The organism is Pseudoalteromonas obscura (assembly GCF_030135505.1).
Classification (GTDB): domain Bacteria; phylum Pseudomonadota; class Gammaproteobacteria; order Enterobacterales; family Alteromonadaceae; genus Pseudoalteromonas; species Pseudoalteromonas obscura.
The window spans coordinates 261,674-281,124 of record NZ_JASJUT010000006.1 but is presented as its reverse complement, the minus strand read 5'-3'; the positions used below and the strand labels follow the sequence as shown (position 1 = coordinate 281,124).

The 19,451-nt window shown below is 42.3% G+C and carries 16 protein-coding genes; 9 read left to right on the top strand and 7 right to left on the bottom strand.

Annotated features, from left to right (window positions below; genetic code table 11):
* The first annotated feature begins 560 nt into the window (after positions 1–560).
* The 4 genes from QNM18_RS15890 to QNM18_RS15875 are packed head-to-tail and all read left to right on the top strand — an operon-like array spanning position 561 to position 5,181.
* Positions 561–1,565, top strand: a complete 1,005-nt coding sequence (locus QNM18_RS15890) for a Fe(3+) ABC transporter substrate-binding protein (RefSeq protein WP_211012733.1) — start codon at positions 561–563, stop codon at positions 1,563–1,565.
* Positions 1,565–3,196, top strand: a complete 1,632-nt coding sequence (locus QNM18_RS15885) for an ABC transporter permease (RefSeq protein WP_211012734.1) — start codon at positions 1,565–1,567, stop codon at positions 3,194–3,196. Before QNM18_RS15890 ends, QNM18_RS15885 begins: the two co-directional genes overlap by 1 nt.
* On the top strand, positions 3,196–4,227 hold the full coding sequence (locus QNM18_RS15880) for an ABC transporter ATP-binding protein (RefSeq protein ID WP_284137756.1): 1,032 nt from the start codon (positions 3,196–3,198) through the stop codon (positions 4,225–4,227). Before QNM18_RS15885 ends, QNM18_RS15880 begins: the two co-directional genes overlap by 1 nt.
* 24 nt (positions 4,228–4,251) lie before the next feature.
* Entirely contained in the window at positions 4,252–5,181 is a 930-nt protein-coding gene (locus tag QNM18_RS15875; protein ID WP_284137755.1) for a Dyp-type peroxidase, read from the top strand.
* A 3-nt stretch (positions 5,182–5,184) separates the two neighbouring features.
* On the opposite strand, the gene argR is transcribed toward QNM18_RS15875, so the two are convergent.
* Positions 5,185–5,652: a transcriptional regulator ArgR gene (argR, locus tag QNM18_RS15870; protein ID WP_023399537.1), complete on the bottom strand. Its 468-nt coding sequence runs from the start codon at positions 5,650–5,652 to the stop codon at positions 5,185–5,187.
* A 241-nt stretch (positions 5,653–5,893) separates the two neighbouring features.
* On the opposite strand from argR, the gene mdh reads away from it, so the two are divergent.
* Positions 5,894–6,829, top strand: coding sequence for a malate dehydrogenase (gene mdh / locus QNM18_RS15865; protein ID WP_211012737.1), 936 nt, complete (start codon positions 5,894–5,896; stop codon positions 6,827–6,829).
* Positions 6,830–6,976: 147 nt separating this feature from the next.
* On the opposite strand, the gene serA is transcribed toward mdh, so the two are convergent.
* From serA to QNM18_RS15840, 5 genes are all read right to left on the bottom strand, one after another.
* Positions 6,977–8,206: a phosphoglycerate dehydrogenase gene (gene serA, locus QNM18_RS15860; protein ID WP_211012738.1), complete on the bottom strand. Its 1,230-nt coding sequence runs from the start codon at positions 8,204–8,206 to the stop codon at positions 6,977–6,979.
* A gap of 12 nt (positions 8,207–8,218) precedes the next feature.
* The gene (gene rpiA / locus QNM18_RS15855) at positions 8,219–8,872 is read right to left on the bottom strand and encodes a ribose-5-phosphate isomerase RpiA (protein ID WP_284137754.1); all 654 of its coding nucleotides are present in this window, start codon (positions 8,870–8,872) and stop codon (positions 8,219–8,221) included.
* Between the two features lie 109 nt (positions 8,873–8,981).
* A complete protein-coding gene (locus QNM18_RS15850) occupies positions 8,982–9,602 on the bottom strand; it encodes a 5-formyltetrahydrofolate cyclo-ligase (RefSeq protein WP_284137753.1) in 621 nt (206 codons plus the stop codon).
* Entirely contained in the window at positions 9,602–10,144 is a 543-nt protein-coding gene (locus tag QNM18_RS15845) for a hypothetical protein (RefSeq protein WP_211012741.1), read from the bottom strand. Before QNM18_RS15845 ends, QNM18_RS15850 begins: the two co-directional genes overlap by 1 nt.
* 251 nt (positions 10,145–10,395) lie before the next feature.
* Positions 10,396–11,919, bottom strand: a complete 1,524-nt coding sequence (locus QNM18_RS15840) for a S10 family peptidase (protein WP_284137752.1) — start codon at positions 11,917–11,919, stop codon at positions 10,396–10,398.
* Positions 11,920–12,166: 247 nt separating this feature from the next.
* Here QNM18_RS15840 and QNM18_RS15835 point away from each other — a divergent pair, with 247 nt between their 5' ends.
* The 4 genes from QNM18_RS15835 to mrcB all read left to right on the top strand — a co-directional run bounded on the left by QNM18_RS15835 (position 12,167) and on the right by mrcB (position 17,580).
* A complete protein-coding gene (locus tag QNM18_RS15835) occupies positions 12,167–13,435 on the top strand; it encodes a response regulator (protein ID WP_284137751.1) in 1,269 nt (422 codons plus the stop codon).
* A 132-nt stretch (positions 13,436–13,567) separates the two neighbouring features.
* A complete protein-coding gene (locus tag QNM18_RS15830; RefSeq protein WP_023399545.1) occupies positions 13,568–13,906 on the top strand; it encodes a P-II family nitrogen regulator in 339 nt (112 codons plus the stop codon).
* 10 nt (positions 13,907–13,916) lie between these two features.
* Positions 13,917–15,146 (top strand): ammonium transporter, encoded by a 1,230-nt coding sequence (locus tag QNM18_RS15825; protein WP_211012744.1) that lies wholly within the window; start codon positions 13,917–13,919, stop codon positions 15,144–15,146.
* Between the two features lie 187 nt (positions 15,147–15,333).
* Complete coding sequence (gene mrcB, locus QNM18_RS15820; protein WP_417714821.1) at positions 15,334–17,580, top strand: penicillin-binding protein 1B; 2,247 nt, start codon at positions 15,334–15,336, stop codon at positions 17,578–17,580.
* A 3-nt stretch (positions 17,581–17,583) separates the two neighbouring features.
* On the opposite strand, the gene QNM18_RS15815 is transcribed toward mrcB, so the two are convergent.
* A complete protein-coding gene (locus QNM18_RS15815; protein ID WP_211012746.1) occupies positions 17,584–19,425 on the bottom strand; it encodes a methyl-accepting chemotaxis protein in 1,842 nt (613 codons plus the stop codon).
* Positions 19,426–19,451: the final 26 nt, after the last annotated feature.

The following is a 19,451-nucleotide window of genomic DNA, read 5'->3' as shown; positions in this document are numbered from 1 at the left end:
ATATCCACTTGGGCTTTCCTAACCCCATCCTAAGTTGCATCAATACATCCAATGTTTGATATTACCCTGCAATCATTCCTTATGGGCCACTCCATTACCCTATCCAACTCCATTAAGTCCTGACATCCTGATTTTGTGAACATCCCTACTTAAATATTTGCGTCCTGCAAATACATCATAATCCTAGTTCCATGCTCCAGAAAGGGATCCAATCCATGTGGTGCTTACCACATCCTTTTTCCTTGCGACGTCTCTCCCTTAAAGACAGTTACAGTATATGCAGCTTTGTGCTTTAAAACATTGCCTTGAAGATTATGAAAAAAGGTCTATGTTCTATTTAATAATTAAAAATTATTAAATAACAATAGGTTCCTAATTTGAGGGCAGTTAAATCTAGTGTAGATTACTCGATTTCTACATACAGAGTGAGATATGTCTTACATATAAATTGTCTTTATACGGCAATAATAATTTGAGTCACTCACCTCAGTGGGATGTAATTTATGTATAATCGCGTTAGAATCAGTTGATAATAATAATTGTTTGGATTTGGAGCCTTCATGAAACGAGCTATCGCCACAATATTGACCGCTGTGACTTGTATGCCAGCCTTCGCAGCGGATGAAGTAAATATCTACTCATTTCGCCAACCATTTTTAATACAGCCTATCCTTGATGATTTCACTAAGCAAACAGGGATTAAAACGAATGTTGTTTTTGCAAAAAAAGGTTTAATTGAGCGTGTGAAGCGTGAAGGGAAGCACTCTCGCGCGGATTTGGTTTTGACTTCTAACTTTAGCGCAATGATCCAATTAGAAGACTTAGGTCTAACTCAAAAAATTGCCAGTAAAAAAGTAGAAGGCAATATTCCAGCTTCATTTAGAGATCCTGAAGGTCAGTGGGTCGCATTAACTAAGCGAGTGCGTAATGTTTACTCTTCTAAGTCACGTTTAGGCAAATTGGAATCTCTTAGCTACGAAGAGTTGGCAGATCCTAAATTTAAAGGAAAAATTTGTACTCGCTCTGGTAAGCACCCTTATAACTTAGGTCTTGTAGCCTCGATGATAGCTCATCACGGTGAAACTGAAACAAAAGAGTGGTTGGTGGGTGTTAAAAATAACTTGGCACGCAAGCCCCAAGGTAATGACCGTGCACAAGTCAAAGCAGTGAAGGAAGGACTGTGTGATGTTGCCCTAGGTAACAGCTACTACTTTGGCAAAATGATGACAGATGACAAACAAAAATCTTGGGCTGACTCTGTTTACATCAACTTTCCTAACCAAAAAAATCGCGGTTCTCACTTAAATGTGTCGGGTGTGGTCTTAACCAAGTATGCAAAAAATAAAGAAAATGCCTTGAAACTCATAGAGTTTATGACGGACAATAAGGCTCAAAACATGTATGCATCGACGAATATGGAATATCCGGTTAAGCCGGGCGTCGAATTATCTAAAATGGTAGCTTCTTGGGGAGCGTTTAAGGAAGACAGCTTGCCACTTGCTGAAATTAGTAAATACCGTCCATTAGCGCTTAAGCTAATCGATGAGGTAAAATTTGACCTTTAATGCAGCTAAAAAATAAACTGTCGAATTGGCAGATAACAGCGTGGGTGATAGGTATTTGCCTGTCCACCCCGCTGGCGTTTCTCATTTTTGAATCATTGCAAGGAGAGTCGGAAGTATTCTCACACCTGTGGAATACAGTTCTGTGGGACTATATCAGCAACACTGTTTGGCTTATTGCCGGTGTGCTGCTGCTCAGTGCGCTGATCGCGCTGCCTCTTGGTTGGTTGACCGCTTATTGCCATTTTCCCGGCAAACGTATCTTCGAGTGGGCATTAATGCTGCCGCTTGCAATGCCGACCTATATTATCGCTTATGTCTATACTGATATGCTCGATTATGCAGGCCCTGTACAAATCTTTCTAAGAGACTTGTTTGGATGGTCAAGCCCCGACGACTATTGGTTTTTTGATATACGTACCTTACCCGGTGCGATTGTCATGATAGCTTTAGTTCTTTACCCTTATTTGTATTTGATTTTTAAAACAGCTTTGAGAGAGCAATCTTTTAAACTAGTGCAAGCGAGTCAATTAATGGGGTTATCCCCATTTCAAAGCTTTTTAAAAGTCAGCTTACCTTTGTCTCGAGGTGCCATAGTTGCCGCGCTCGCGTTGATAAGTATGGAGACCATGGCAGACTTCGCTACGGTACACTACTTTGCTGTGAGCACGTTAACAACCGCTGTATATGATACTTGGCTTGGTTATTATTCACTGACGGCTGCTGCGAAAATATCGGGCATTATGTTGCTGTTTTTGTTTGTAGCGTTGACCTTAGAAAAAATGAGCCGCAAAAGTAATGTGGTGCATGAACGTCAAAGCAGTGTGAACGATACGAGTTTATACGAACTCAGCGGCAAAAGTGGGTGGCTGGCTACCACGTTTTGTAGTTTAGTTTTAATATTGGCGTTTTTTATTCCTGTAGGTGTACTGTTCTCTTATGCCATAGACTATTTCGATCAAGCTTGGAATGACGCGTTTTTTAATTATGCATGGCAAAGCCTAAAAATTAGTTTTTATGTCAGTTGTATTGCTATTCTACTCAGTATTCTTGTGGTTTTTTATCAAAGAGTGGGTGACCAAAAATCAAAAGGTGTACCTGGGAAAGTTGCAAGTATGGGCTATGCCTTACCTGGCACTGTGTTGGCTATTGCCGTATTACTACCATTAACTTTGTTTGATGACTACCTAAACCAATGGTTTAGTGGTACGAGCTTTGAACCTGGTTTATTACTGAGCGGTACTATTTTTGCGATGGTATTTGCCTATGTGGTGCGTTTTTATGCGATTGCACATGGTGCTGTAGAGGCAAGTTTTGTTCGGATTAGTCCAAGCATCGATATGGCCAGTGCGTCGCTAGGTAAAAACAATTTACAAACACTTGGTCGTGTTCACATACCATTGCTTAAGCGAGGCATTTTAACGGCTGGGTTATTGGTCTTCATTGAGTGTATGAAAGAACTACCAGCGGCCCTGTTACTCAGGCCATTTAATTTTGAAACCTTAGCGACACATGTGTTTCAATTTGTCAGCGATGAGCAATTAGAACTCGCTTCTATTTCAGCGTTGTTTATTGTGCTGGTTGGATTAATCCCCCTTTATTTAGTGAACCGCTCAATGGAGCAACAAACATAATGCACAGTCTTTCAATTGAATCATTGCAATATAGCTATGACGGACACGCCGTTATTGATAACCTTGACCTGCAAGTCAAAGAAAATGAAATTGTCTGTTTACTCGGTGCCAGTGGTTGCGGTAAAACCACCACTTTGAAGGCAATCGCGGGTTTGATCAGGCCGCAAAAAGGCGTGATCCGTATCGGTCAAAAGCAGGTTAATGGGGAAAGAGAGTTTGTCGCACCGCAGCATCGCAATGTAGGTATGATGTTTCAGGATTATGCGCTGTTCCCACACTTAACGGTTGCTCAAAACGTTGCGTTTGGTTTGAGTAAGTTAAGCCGAGCCGAAAAACAATCTCGTGTAGATGAGATGCTTGAGCTTGTTCACTTGGGAGAGTACGCAAAGCGATTTCCTCACGAACTCTCTGGTGGTCAACAGCAGCGTGTAGCGATAGCAAGAGCGTTGGCTTATAGGCCTAGCCTTTTACTGTTAGATGAGCCTTTTTCTAACATAGATGCGCAAGTCCGGTTTCAGTTGATAAGCGATATACGGAGCATTATCAAAGATCAAAAAGTATCAGCGATTTTTGTCAGTCACTCCAAAGATGAAGCTTTTGCTTTTTCTGACCGCCTTGCGATTATGCACCAAGGTAAAATCGCGCAGTTAGGTTGTCCAACTGAGCTATTTCAACAACCGAAAAATCAGACTGTGGCAGAGTTTTTAGGGCGAGGAATATACTTGGACGCGACACATTCTGGAAATGGTTCTTTCCAAACGCAATTCGGACTGGTTGACTCTTTAACACAACAAAAAAATGACCAAAATAAAGGGAAAATCTTTGTTAGACCGAGTCATATTGAATTGTACAATACCGACAGTGGCGAGATAAAAGTAAATCAAGAGAGGTTTGTAGGTACAGAGTATTTATACGCCATCGAGCTTCAAGGGCAGCAGTTGGAAATTGCTAAACCAGCTGACAATCCTTTAGATTTGTCTAAACCTATCTCTTTAAAAATTAAGCCTCATGCGGTAAATTTCTTTTCTTAGAACGAATAACGATAGGGAAAAGGTATGGCCCAGCCGCAATCGGGGATCTGTGCAGAGGCAAACTTGCATGGCTTACACTTATTCTTCAATGTACTTGAAGGGCAAGATGAAGCTGTGCGAGAGGCGCTTGCTCAGGCAGGGCGACTCCAAGATGAGTTGAGCGACAGGTTTTCAGAGTCTATGCTTAGCAGTTTTGTTGCGATTGGCGCTCAGTATTGGCCGCATATATATCCTGAGTTTATTCCGCCTGAGTTAAAGAGTTTTCCACATATTAAGTCCGCAGATCACCTAATTCATAGTCAACCATTTGATCTGCTTTATGTGATCCGTTCTGATAGAGAAGATGTAAATCATTTATTTGCTCAAAGTGTATTACACATGCTTTCAGGTAGTGTAGAGCTTGTTGCGCATGTCCGAGGCTTCCGCTTTTTAGATGGCCGTAACTTCAATGGTTTTATTTACGCCAGTGAGTCGCCTCATGGCCGCTTCAAACGCAAAGTGGCTTTAGTTGATAACCCTAATGGCTTAGATCATCAAGGTAGTTATATCCATATTCAAAGAGTTAAGTTCGATTTGGCTCGATGGCAGCAACTAGAGATTACTGAGCAAGAAGCATTGATGGGGCGTACGCGTCTAGACAATAATTTAATTGAACCTCGAGTTGCATTTAGTCACGCAAGTCGCGCTGAGCTTAAAGATGCACAAGGTCTCGTACTGTTGCTTGATCAAAGTATGCCATTTGGTGATGTGTTTGAGCAGGGAAGTATCAATCTAAGTTGTGCAGCTCACGGCAACGCATTTGAAACAGTATTGATGAGTCGATTTGGCTTATTGTCGGGGCATGATTGTTACGATCCACTGTTGGATTACTCGGAAGCGGATATGGGGGCGTCTTTCTTTGCACCATCTTTGCAGTTTTTAACTGAGATGGCGCAAATCATGAGTGGCGACTAGGTTTTATACATTATCGAATAAGGTTTTTACTTTTTCTAATGTTGCATCTATCTCAGAGACTTTCGCAGGCGCAATAAAAATTGTGTCGTCGCCAGCAATAGTGCCTAGGACACCGTCTGCACTGCCTAAAGAGTCTAGCAAGCGAGCGATTAGCTGAGCAGCACCAGGACTAGTTCTGATAATGATCATCATTTCATTGTGCATGATGTCAATGACGAGCTGTCGCAGGGGACTCTTCGCTGTGGGTACACCCATTTCAGCTGGTAGGCAATAAACCATTTCTTGTTTAGCATTTCTTGTTCGGACAGCACCAAATTTACTCAGCATTCTAGACACTTTACTTTGACTGATATTGTCAAAGCCTTGGTCTTTTAGCGCATCAACGATTTCGCCTTGAGAACCGAAATTTTCCTCTCTTAAAAGTGCTTTAAAGGCTTTCACTAAGGCTTCTTGTTTGTCTTGCGCTTGCATATACATCTCTTCTTTCAATTTTGGTTGCCCGATTTTACACAAATCATCTCAGTTACCCAAATTTTCACGCTGGAGTTATTTTCATGGAGTATCGTAAAGACAAATTGCAAAAAGTTGTCTCTTGTTTACAACTATAGTCGAAAAAATCTCGAAAATAATGCGGATTAATTTGTCTTTACTCGCGCTTTTCATTATCTTTACTGCACACTAAATTCTTACCTTCAATATATGGAGAATTATAATGAAAGTTGCTGTATTAGGTGCCGCTGGTGGTATCGGTCAAGCGTTGTCACTTCTGCTTAAAAACGGTTTACCTGCGGGCTCTGAGCTAGCACTATATGATGTTGCACCAGTTGTTCCTGGTGTTGCCGTTGATCTTTCTCACATCCCAACAGCTGTTAATGTAGCTGGCTACGGAAAAGACGATTTAGACCCAGCACTAGCTGGTGCTGATATTGTATTGATCCCTGCTGGTATGCCACGTAAGCCTGGCATGGACCGTGCGGATCTATTCAATGTAAACGCGAGTATCGTTAGAACTCTAGCTGAAGGTATCGTAAAGAACTGTCCTAAAGCGTTCGTTGGCATCATCACAAACCCTGTAAACGGCACTGTACCAATCGTACGTGAAGTGTTCAAGAAAGCGGGTACATATGATGCTGCGCGCGTCTTCGGTGTAACAACACTTGACGTTATCCGTGCTGAAACTTTCATCGCTGAGCTGAAAGGCCTAGACGTATCAGAAGTTAAAGTACCAGTTATCGGTGGTCACTCAGGCACGACTATCCTACCTCTACTTTCTCAAGTTGAAGGTGTGGAATTCACAGATGAAGAAGTTGCTTCTCTTACTAAACGTATTCAAAACGCTGGTACAGAAGTGGTTGAAGCTAAAGCGGGCGGTGGTTCTGCAACGCTTTCAATGGGTGCTGCCGCAGCACGTTTTTGTTTCTCACTTGTTAAAGGTTTACAAGGCGAAGAAAACGTATTTGAGTACGCTTATGTTGAAGGTAACACTGGCGACGCTGAGTTCTTCGCACAGCCAATTCGTTTAGGTAAAAACGGTGTTGAAGAGCTACTACCTTACGGTGAGCTAAGCGCATTTGAGCAAAAAGCAAAAGACGACATGCTTGCTACTCTTGAAAAAGACATCAAAGAAGGTGTTGATTTCATGGCTTAATGCCAAGTTATCATACTGATTATAAAAAGCTGCTTAATAAGCAGCTTTTTTGTTTTTGGTGAGCAGGAGTGACCTTATCAAGAGGTTCCTTGAGCAACCAAAAAAAACCGGCAAGTTGCCGGTTTTTCTTTGATTAAATATGGATATTTAGTGCAGGATACGTGCTCTTATGGTGCCCTCAACAGCACTGAGTTCTTTCAAAGCAACCTCAGAATGGTCACTATCAACATCAATAACAACGTAACCTATACAGTCATCTGTTTGCAGGTATTGCGCAGCGATATTTATACCGTGTTGCGCAAACGCTTGGTTGATTTGAGTCAGTACGCCAGGTCTGTTTTCATGAACATGTAACAAGCGGCTGCGATTTGACAGCTCAGGCAGGGATACTTCAGGAAAGTTCACCGCGGTAACTGTCGAGCCGTTGTCAGAATATTTAGTCAGCTTTCCAGCAACTTCAATACCGATATTCTCTTGGGCTTCTTGTGTTGAACCACCAACATGCGGCGTAAGGATTACATTATCAAACTCCCTGAGAGGAGAGGTGAACTCTTCATCGTTTGATTTAGGCTCTACAGGAAAAACATCGATGGCAGCGCCCGCTAGTTTTTCATGTTGCAGCGCCTCTGCCAGCGCGTCAATATCTACGACGGTTCCGCGCGACGCATTGATTAAAATAGCCCCTTGCTTCATGACTTCAATTTCAGCCATGCCAATGAGATTTTTAGTCTGTGGAGTTTCTGGGACATGTAAACTGATCACGTCAGCACGTTGTAATAGCTGAGTTAAGTTTTGCACCTGTTGTGCGTTACCTAGCGTGAGCTTATCCTCGATGTCATAAAACTCTACTTTCATGCCAATATTTTCAGCCATGATCCCCAACTGAGTGCCGATATGGCCGTAACCAATGATGCCTAAGGTTTTACCTCGTGCTTCAAATGAGCCAATGGCTGATTTAAACCACTGGCCTCGGTGCGCCATGGCATTACGTTTTGGAATACCGCGAAGTAGTAACAGAATTTCACCTAACACTAACTCTGCAACTGAACGAGTATTTGAGAACGGGGCATTAAAGACCGCAATACCAAGCCGTTTAGCGGCTTCCAAGTTCACTTGATTGGTGCCAATGCAAAAACACCCCACGGCAACAAGCTTCTCAGCGGCATTTAGGACTGCTTCACTTAAGTGCGTTCGCGAGCGTATACCGACAAAATGAACATGCTTAATACGCTCAATTAATTCACTTTCAGGTAACGATGTCTTAAGGTATTCGATATTGCTATACCCATTGCGCTTCAAAGTTTCAACCGCACTTTGATGCACGCCTTCTAACAATAAAATTTTAATCTTATCTTTGGACAAAGATACCTTACTCATGACTCATTCCTATTACCTAGTTTGTGGACCTTGTGGTGTCCCTGTAATTACGATGTTTGCTCCCCTATGGGCAAATAGTCCATTTGTGACAACACCGACGATTTGGTTAATTTGTTCTTCAAGTGCTTTTGGATCTGTAATATTCAATCCGTGAACATCTAAAATGACGTTGCTGTTATCTGTGATCACACCTTGGCGGTAGACAGGATCTCCACCAAGTTTAAGAAGTTCTCTGGCTACATAGCTACGCGCCATTGGAATAACTTCAACAGGCAGTGGAAAACTGCCTAATGTGTCGACATGTTTGCTTTCGTCGACGATACAAACAAACTTGTCAGCAACAGCCGCAACGATTTTTTCACGAGTTAATGCCGCGCCGCCACCTTTAATCATATGACCGTGCTCGTTAATCTCATCGGCACCATCAACATAGACGTCAAGTTGGGCTACATCATTTAATTCAAATACTTCAATACCGAGTGCTTTGAGCTTTTCAGTAGAAGCTTCTGAACTAGAGACAGCACCTTTTATTTCATCTTTGATGCTTCCCAGTGCGTCTATAAAATGATTAACCGTGGAGCCTGTGCCTACACCAACAATTGTATTTTCTTGTACATGTTCAAGGGCTGCCCACGCGGCTGCTTTTTTCATTTCATCTTGTGTCATAACGTAATCACTTTGTTGTCTTTAATTAAGCTGAGATTATACGCTTAAACACTCGAGTTGTATGATTATAAATTGCATACAGAGCACTATTTTTAGCAACGGCAGTAAATCAGCCCCATTGGTAATATTGAGTTGGCGTCAATATCTCAGGAAGAGGAACGTCCCAAGCTTCAATTGGTAATTGACTGACCTTTTGGCAATCATGAGCAAGTCCAATTAAACGAGGTTTTGTCCAACCTTGGTTATAATATGTTGCCAAGGTTCTATCGTAATAACCGCCACCCATACCTAACCTGTTTCCTTGTTCGTCAAATGCAACTAATGGCATAAGTAAGAAATCAAGTTGATCAATTGGGCAAATTTCACTGCAATTCAATTTAGGTTCTAAGATAGCATAGCGGTTTTGAGTCATGGTTGAGTTTTTTTCATACCTTTGGAACAGCAAAGTTTTGCCGTTAAAAGGGTGTATAACGGGTAAAAATACTGCGATATTTTTATCCCAAAGTGATTGAATTAAAAGGTTTGTTTCAAGCTCTCCGTCATTTGAAAGGTAGACCCCAATAGCGGTGTTTTTTGCAGGGTTTATGTGTTGAAAAAAATTAATATTTAGAGAGGATTCAGCTTGAGTTTGAAAATTTTCATCTAAAGATTTTCTTCGTTTACGTACTTCAATTCGAATATTTTTTCTCAACTCCGAACTTTTTATATTTGAACTTGAATTTTTTTGCATTAGAACTTCACCATCTCTGGAAAAGCAAGGCTGAACCCAAGTACGATAAGCAATATAAATAAAATAACTAACAGTGTAAAAAGTAGCTTTTTAGATTTGGGCTTAGGTTCTGAGTCTAAGTCCAGCTCATCAAACAGCTCATCGTTTTGCCATTGCTCGTCATCTTTCTCGTCAATGCTTTTCGTTTGTACGTCTATCCGTTGCTCTAGTTCTTCTAATTTTTCTTCAATGCGGATCAGGCTACTGGTGATGTAATCAAGTGCTTCAAAGACGCGTTCGTTGGCAGCAGTATCTACTTGTGCAGTACTAGGCGCACTATTTTGTAGCGGTTGTACCTTACTTTGAAACCCGTAAATAGCCAACAGTTTCGCTTGTTTCAAGCATTTATTCTTATCAGCGGCGCCAAAGAGTGGTCTGCCCTGTGTAAACGCGACAATTTTTTCCTTCGACACGCCTAATTTTACAGCGAGACTCTCCATAGCGTTTTGGCTATCGGTATCGGCATTAAACCCTACAAAGACAACTCTAAATTGGTCACTCATATATGATCCTATTTTCGTTCTAATATGAAGAGTATACCCAAAAAGTTATCGTAAGCATTTAATTAATCCGTTGAAGTGGGAGGCGGTTATCAATGTCAGCAACGGAATTTGTCTAAGAGCAAGCTATTCAGTAGAAAATGCGGTTTGGGTTTCGGCCAAAGAGCCATCTAAGTAAATCAACAATGTAGAGCAAAAGCGTGCTTTGAGGGCTGAGATGGTGTGAAAGCAATACTTTCACACCATTGATGATATTAGTACTTCGCAGACTGTCCGGCTTTAGGTGTTGCCTTTAAAATGAAATTTCTTAAGTCTTGATTTGATAATTTGAGGTCGTCATAACGCAAATACATCATATGACCTGAGCGGTAACCTTTAAAGCTTAAACGTTCTTTCATTTTTCCGCTTGGATCTAAATGCCATAAATTGTATTTACCATCAAAATAGTTAGTTGCGCCGTCGTAATACCCGGATTGCACCATGACATGTAGATAAGGGTTTTGTGCCATCGCTAAGCGTAATCGCTCACCCACGTTATTTTTTGTTTGGTCCCAAGGACGCACCGGACCAAACATATTGTATTTAATGTCAGTTTTATAATTTAGTTCTTGGCGGAAATAATGATTGATTGCTGGCGTGAATGAATGCAACCAAGATGTTAGTTCTGGCCAGTAATCAGGTATGTCACCAGCGGTGCGTTTGTCTATGCCAAGGTAACGAGAATCTAGCCGACCAACGGTGAACTCTCTCTCGCGTAGAAGTTCTTTCCAAAACGCTGAATTTGGAATATCCAAGTTATTCTGTGCGACAAATAGCTCAGATAAACCAGCGTACTTTGCAACTTGAGTGATCACAGATTGTTTCTCTTGTGCGCTGATCATGGCGCCTTTAGCCAAAGCTGGTAAATAGTGGTTTAGTGTGTAAGCTTCGACTTCCTCTAGAAGTTCAAGCAGGTCTTTATTTTGTAGCTCCTCGCTGAGCGCTTGGTGGTACCATGCGGTGGCGGCAAAATACGGCAATCGATTTGCTGCTTTTACAGGTCCCTCTCGCTTAATACCAATATCGGTAGGAGAGACTAAAATAACTCCATTTAAGTACATCCATTGCTTGTTTTGCAGCTCATGTGCCAGCCCTGCGACTCGTGTCGTGCCGTAACTTTCTCCTATTAAAAACTTAGGCGATAGCGCTCTGTCATGGCGGTTGATAAAGGTATTTAGCCAAGTTGCGAGATATTTGACATCGGCATTGACTCCAAAAAACTGCTTTTTTTGCAATTCTTTACTTGGCATTTTTCCGTTACTGTCAGGTAGCACTCTTGAATATCCAGTGTTGACAGGGTTTACAAATACGATATCGGTTGTGTCTAACACCGAGTATGGGTTATCTCTAAGCCCGTAGGGTTGAACAGGGAAACCCTCATCATCAATTTTTAATACTCTAGGCCCGGTATATGCGATATGCATCCATACAGATGCGGAGCCTGGTCCACCATTAAAGGAGATAAGGAGCGGGCGTTTCGACAGATCTTTAACCTTATCTTTTGTGTAATAGGTATAGTGTAGTGATGCAATGGGGTTGCCTTCATTGTCCCACAGTGGTTGCGTACCAGTGGAGACCGTATAATTTAGGCGAGTGCCATTTATTGTTGCTTTATGTTTTGTTGTGATTTGATGATCGATATCAAAACTTAGTTTTTCAGTTTGTTTAACATTGGCGGCACTGATGGCGCTAATGCAAAGCAACAATAGACCTGATATTATTTTAGGTACAGCGGTCATGGTAATCCTCAGAATTCACTAATAGTGTCCATTTAATGCTTTTTTTGCGCTGAATTCAAAGTGAATGAGACTAAATAGCAATATTCGCAGCCTATTACAATTTGTTTACCAATTAGGGGTGATGTAGGTTTTTTTTGTCACAAAAATCGCGTATATTTCACCCTTATGTCTGTAGTATTAAAGTATTTAGCCCTGTTAAATTCTTGTTTAACTACATCTCTCATTGCAGTCACTAGAGAAAGCTTCCATGCAAAAAGTATTAATTGTTGAAGATAGTAAGGTTGTTCAACAAATCTTACGCCATTTGGCATCACAACATTTAAATGTCGATATAGACTTTGCTTGGTCACTCAAGGAAAGTAAAGCATTACTAAAAAGCAACCGCTACACCTTGGCCTTGGTCGATTTAACTTTACCTGATGCGATGGACGCAGAGGTGGTGCAGTTAACTTTGAGCCAGAATGTCCCCACAGTCGTACTGACCTCTAAAATTGATGAATATAGTCGCCAACAAATGCTCGAAATGGGTGTGGTTGATTATGTGATTAAGGATAATCGTGATTCCTACTTGTATGCGATTAAACTCGTCAGTCGATTGTTAAGAAACCAGGGCTGCAAAGCACTCATTGCCGATGATTCCATGATCAGTCGAGCGGTAATGAGACAAATGTTAGAAAAGCAGCTGTTTACTGTTTTTGAAGCTCAAGATGGTGAGCAAGCGCTTACTATGTTGAAGGCTGAGCAAGAGATTAAACTACTGCTTACCGATTATGCTATGCCAACGATGGATGGTTTTGAGTTGGTTAAAGCTGTGCGTAACTTCCGAGGGCGTGATGACCTTGCTATTGTTGGCTTGTCCGGTGCTGGAACACACGGTCTTTCTGCCAAGTTTATTAAATATGGTGCCAATGATTTTTTAATGAAACCTTTTATGAACGAAGAGTTTCATTGTCGAGTAATGCAAACGATGGAGCAGCTAAATTTAATTGCTGATATTAAAGATTATGCTCATCGTGATTATCTAACTGGTTTGTATAACCGCCGTTATTTCTGCCAGCAAATGGACAAGTTACTTAAAACAGGCATACAACATAGCTGCTTGGCTCTGCTGGACTTGGACCTATTTAAAGAGATTAACGATAAATATGGTCATTTAGGTGGGGATAGTATCCTTACCCAAGTTGCCCAGCTGCTGACAGATTCATTCTCAGATAGCCTCGTTTCTCGCGTCGGTGGAGAGGAATTTGCTGTTTTGTTAGCGGAGCAAGATATAAAGAAAGCAAAAGCTACGTTTGATGATTTCCGAAGAAAGTTTGCCGAGAACATGTTCTCCATAGATGAGCACAAGTTACATTGCACTGTAAGTATAGGTATCGCACGATGTGAATTTCCCACATTGAGTGAGGTAATGCGTCACGCAGATAAAGCTTTGTATCAAGCAAAAGCACAAGGCCGTAATAGTGCAGTTGGTGCCTGCACCAAATCAAATCAAATATTGGAAGAGTGCACCACCTAAGTGCACTTTTTGCAATTTCCCATCTCAAAAAATATCTTATCTTATTGATTAGTAACATCTAATTTTGTTGGCATAAAGGTTGGATTGTGTATTCCATCAACAATAGGAATCACACTCCTCCGGAGGTCAACGATGAAAATGATAAGTGCGATTATTAAGCCATTTAAATTGGATGAAGTTCGCGAGGCGCTCGCCGAATTAGGCATTGAAGGTATGACGGTTGTCGATGTCAAAGGGTTTGGCAGACAGCGAGGTCACACTGAGCTATATCGAGGTGCTGAGTATCAAGTCGACTTTATTCCCAAAATAAAACTCGAAATTGCAACACACAGTGAAAATTGTCAGCGGGTCGTAGATACACTAACACAAGCAGCCAATACTGGAAAAATCGGTGATGGAAAAATTTTTGTGTATGACCTAGAGCAAATAGTGCGGATCCGCACTGGTGAATTAGACGAAGAAGCAATTTGAGAGGCAACTGATGGACAACACAATTATAGAATTACAATTCTCGCTCAACACGTTTTACTTCTTGATATCGGGCGTTTTAGTGATGTGGATGGCTGCGGGGTTTGCCATGTTAGAGGCGGGATTGGTCAGATCAAAAAACACCACCGAAATTTTAACCAAGAATATCGCGTTGTATGCAATCGCATGCACTATGTACTTGTTGATTGGTTACAACATCATGTATGTAGGAAATTCAGAAGGTGGATTTGTACCAAGCTTTGGCGCACTGATTGGAGAAGCCTCAGCGGATGCGGATCATGCACTAGAGTCTGATTTTTTCTTCCAAGTAGTTTTCGTAGCCACGGCTATGTCTATTGTCTCAGGAGCGGTCGCCGAGCGCATGAAGTTGTGGGCGTTTTTATTGTTCACCGTGGTATTGACCGGCGTTATTTATCCAATTCAAGGGTATTGGAGCTGGGGGGCTGGATTTTTATCTGAACTGGGTTTTGTTGACTTTGCTGGCTCCGCAATTGTTCATGGCGCGGGGGCTGCGGCTGCACTTGCGGGAGTATTGCTGTTAGGGGCGAGAAAAGGAAAGTATGGTAAGCACGGCGAAATATACCCAATCCCGGGTTCTAATTTGCCACTAGCAACACTCGGCACCTTTATTTTGTGGATGGGATGGTTTGGCTTTAATGGGGGATCTCAATTGTTTTTAGCCGACAAAGAAAATGCCATTGCAGTGAGTCAAATTATGCTTAATACCAATGCTGCCGCAGCCGCTGGTGCGATATCTGCACTGTTGGTCTGTAAAGTCATGTGGAAAAAAGCGGATTTAACGATGATCTTAAATGGGGCGCTGGCTGGATTAGTGAGCATTACAGCGGAACCCGCCTCTCCAACACCGCTTTTAGCCTGTATCATAGGTGCATTAGGTGGCAGTTTGGTGGTGTTCAGTATCGTTACATTGGATAAATTCAAAATTGATGATCCGGTCGGTGCTATTTCTGTTCATGGTGTATGTGGTTGCTTAGGGATAATGATGGTGCCATTTTCAAATAGCGAAGCTAATTTTGTATCTCAGTTAATTGGGCTTATATCCATTCTCGGTTTTGTGTTTGTTACCTCTTATTTGGTCTGGGCTCTTTTGAAAAAGACCATGGGGATCCGAGTAAGCGAAGAGGAAGAACTCAGTGGTATGGACCAACATGACTGTGGGGTTGACGCGTATCCAGAGTTTGTCACGATACGTAACCACTAACAGTTAAAAGATTAAAAAAGCAGGCTTTAGCCTGCTTTTTTGGTTTCAGTGACCGTTAATCTAAGTTACTCTAGCATCATTCTAGATATCGTAAAAATTACTCCGGTAAATGTCAGAGAAAAAACGTACCCCTGCAAGTAAATCAAAGCCGAAGCGCGCAACTAAGAAGTCATCGAATTCTAAAAAAATGCCTATTAAGGAGCGTTTAGGGGTATTTAAATCCCGGGTTTTACAAACGCTGTGGTCGCTATTTTGGAAAGGTGGCCTGGCAGTTTGCTGTGCGGTTGCTATGTACGTTGTATACCTAGATGCGAAAGTGAGCAAGCAATTTGAAGGCAATAAATGGCAACTTCCAGTGCAAGTATACGCACGAGCGATGACCTTTTATCCCGACCAGTATTTGTCAGAAGATGAAGTGATTTGGGAGTTGGATCGACTAAATTATTCTCGTGTAAATCGCATTAAAAGAACCGGACAATATCTGGTCCAAGGTCGCACAATCACCATATACCGTCGCGCTTTTGAATTTTATGAAGGCGAAGAGTCGGCAAAAGTCTTTACGCTTAACTTTGCCGGAAAAAAACTGGCAAGTGTCGTTGATAAGAGTGGGAGACGAACTTCATCTGAGCGTCTAGAGCCTGTGCAAATTGCACGGATCGGGAATGAGACCAATCAAGACCGCGAGTTTGTTCCTTTAGAAAAATTTCCTAATGTACTCAAACAAGCGCTATTGGCCGTCGAAGATCGCAATTTTTACGAACACCACGGAGTATCCGTATGGTCAATAATGCGCGCCCTTTACAGCAATATTCGAGCGGGAAGGACAGTGCAGGGGGGCAGTACGCTCACTCAGCAGTTGGCTAAAAACTTCTACCTGACCCGTGAACGTTCAATTGTACGCAAAATCAATGAAGCTTTTATCGCGTTGATCTTGGACTACCGATATAGCAAAGATGAAATATTGGAAGCTTACCTCAATGAAGTTTATTTGGGTCAAGCATACAACCAAGGTGTACATGGTATGGGGCTGGCTTCGGAGTTTTACTTCGCTAAGCCTGTAGATGAGTTAGAGTTCGACCAAATTGCGTTGTTGGTTGCGATGGTCAAAGGGCCTTCTTATTACAACCCGCGAAGGTACCAAGAGCGGTCTATGGAGCGTCGAGATCTGGTACTTAGGCTGATGGCAGAAAATGGCATCATTACAACCACTGAATACCGTCAGTCACTAGAGCGTAAAATTGAGATTCAGCCGCTAAAAGAAAGTTTATTGCAGTCTTATCCGGGTTATCTGGAGTTGGTAAATCGAGAGCTGAAAGGCTTAGTGCCAAATGATGATATTATTCACGCAGGTGTGAGGATATTTACGTATTTTGAATTGCAAAAACAAAGTGCGATGGAAGAGGCTATCACCTCTGGCTTGCCTTATTTAGAGCGCCGTTTTGGCACTTCCGGACTGGAAGTTGCGATGTTATCTGTAAATGCGGAAAAATCCGGAGTGTCTGCATTGGTGGCAGGCAGACAAATGCGTTTTTCTGGTTTTAATCGTGTGTTGGATACGAGACGCAGTGTCGGCTCTTTGGTCAAGCCAGCAATTTACTTAACGGCACTGCAAAGAGACTACAATCTGGGCACTTTGGTCGATGACTCGCCATTGCAAGTTACTGATGCATCAGGCAAGACTTGGTCTCCAGAGAATTTTGATCATGAGTTTCGTGGTCAGGTGCCTCTTTACGAAGCGTTCAGCAAAAGTTTGAACATACCAGCAGTAAACCTTGGGTTGGACGTTGGGGTACATAAAGTCGCAGATACTATGACTGAGCTGGGGATAAAAAGTGATATTCCGACTTACCCTTCAATGCTGCTAGGGGCTGTGGAGCTTTCTAGTTTTGATGTTGCTCAAATGTACACAACACTGGCTGCCGATGGACGTTATAGTGAATTGACCAGTATTTCTGCGATCACAAACGCCAGTGGAAAAACGCTCTACAAACACCAACCAGAGCAAGAGCAAAGGTTTGATCCAGTGTCTGTGTACATGACGAAATATGGCTTAAAAAGAGTAACCAAAAGTGGTACTGGCAAGCGTCTTAATAAGCACTTTCCGTCGATTCAGTTGGCGGGTAAAACAGGGACAAGTAATGATTTGAGAGACAGCTGGTTTACCGGATTCGACCACAATACCGTTACGGTAACTTGGATCGGCCGAGATGATAATAAACCAGCAAAGCTGACTGGTGGAAGAGGCGCACTAGAGCTTTATATTCGCTATTTGAAACCTCTTAATCCGCAGGCTATTGTGGACGAGCGGCCTGCAGGAGTTAAGTGGGCGTTTGTTAGTAAAGCAACCGGTAAGCAAGCTGCACCACACTGCGGGCCAACTATCCAGTTGCCTCTACGGGCGGAGCTATTTAACCCGCGCCCAAGTTGCAAATAGATCTTATGTTCTAAACTGACTCATGGCAGACTTTAAATTAGCTGCCATGCTGCTGAGCTGATGGGCGTCATCTTGTGTCGCTTCCGCCGAGCCCAAGGTATGTTCAGCAAGATCGCTAATTTCGCTGGATTCAGAAAGCGCTTGCTGTGTTGCTTGTGTTTGCTGCTGAACTAGCTCTCGAATGACATGTCCTTGTTGATCGATATCTGTCATGCTTTGCTCCGCAGCACTCAATATTTGATTAGTCTCATTAGCTGCACTGACCCCTCGCTCCATTTTTTCAACGCTACTCAGCATTTTTTGCTGAGTATTGTTCGAGGCGCTTTGCAATGACTTGATAATCGAATGGATTTCCTCAGTTTGTTGTTGGGTGCGTTTGGCAAGTGTGCGCACTTCATCTGCAACAACTGCAAACCCTCTACCTTGCTCTCCCGCTCGTGCAGCTTCTATGGCCGCATTGAGAGCCAGTAAATTTGTCTGTTCAGCAATTTCACTGATCCCCAAGCTTACCTTGCTGATGTTTTGGCTGTCTTGAGCAAGTTTGTCTAACGCTTGTCTACTTTCTTCAAACTCGCGCTGTAACACTGTCATATGTTGGGCGAGTTCAGTCGTATTCACACTGCCCTGTTTAACTTGTTGAGCGGCGGCACTAGCCAGCTCAGTCGCGTGTTGTGCTGAGGTTTCTACTGAATCTGCGGCATTGGCCATATCGGAAAGGGCATTATGAATACCGGAAATTTTAATTTGTTGTTGGGCGACATCATGGCGGGTGTCTTGGCTTATGTGACTTAGCTTGTCGGTAGCATGATGCAGGTCGCTGGTGGTGTTGTGCACATCAGCTAATAATTCAGTAAAGGCATCTAACACCCGGTTATATTGTGCAACGATATCATTTAATTCATCATCTCCACGGGATACAGCCCTAGCACGTAAGTCGCCCTGTGCTGCTTTTTGTGCAGACACCGAAAACTCAGAAATGGTATCAACAACGGCAAAATAAAAACCTAGCATTAGATAGAGAGCGACAAACAGACTCAGTAGGGATGCTGAAGCAACAAGGTTTCGTATCGTTTGTTCCGTACTGAGCTTCTCCTGAAGTAAGGTTTTTAATGTGGGTAGCGCGGCTTCGATTAAATCTTGAGTTTTTCGTTGTACATTTCTGTGATTGCTGGCAAAAGCGCTGGCCGTCAGCTCAATATCATCTGGCTCGAGCAATTTTGTTCTAATTGCATGCTGGTATTGGTCTAAAGCATTATTGAGTGCGTCAATTTGGCCAGAAAGCTGCTGCTTAACAAAAGGGCTTTCTTGCGTGGCAACTTCTAGTTTATCTAACAGCTGAGCTTTTACTATGGGCAGAGCTTTGTTGAGGTTGGATAGCGCGATAAATGAGTCTGGCGTAAAACGGCCTCTGCTAATTATGGCATTGGCCTGCTCTGCGATATTGTTTATCTGATATACAACTTTGGGGAGAGACTCCACCAAAGAGCGATTTAAGTATGAGCGACTTAAATCGTTATCAATAGCTAACTTAGAGGCAATGGATACTTGCTCTAACGGTGTGTTAGATGCCTTTGCATTGACTGAAAAGCCATTTTGGGAGAGCAGCCTTTGATTATCTTTCTGGCGGTTATTAATAATGTTTTCTAGCAGTTTAGGGTAGAGGTTCAGACCTTGCTGCTGTTGTTGGCTGACTTCAATTGAGTGAGTCAAAGTTGAATTTAAAAAAAACAGACTTAGTGCCAAAGGCAATAGTAAAATACCGAATACCAGACTGATTTTTGTTTTATATTTTAACTGAGCCATAAATGAGATGGCGGGGCTACATAGCGATCTGAGTCCTGTCATAATTTAAATCTTTGTTATTGAGTCAC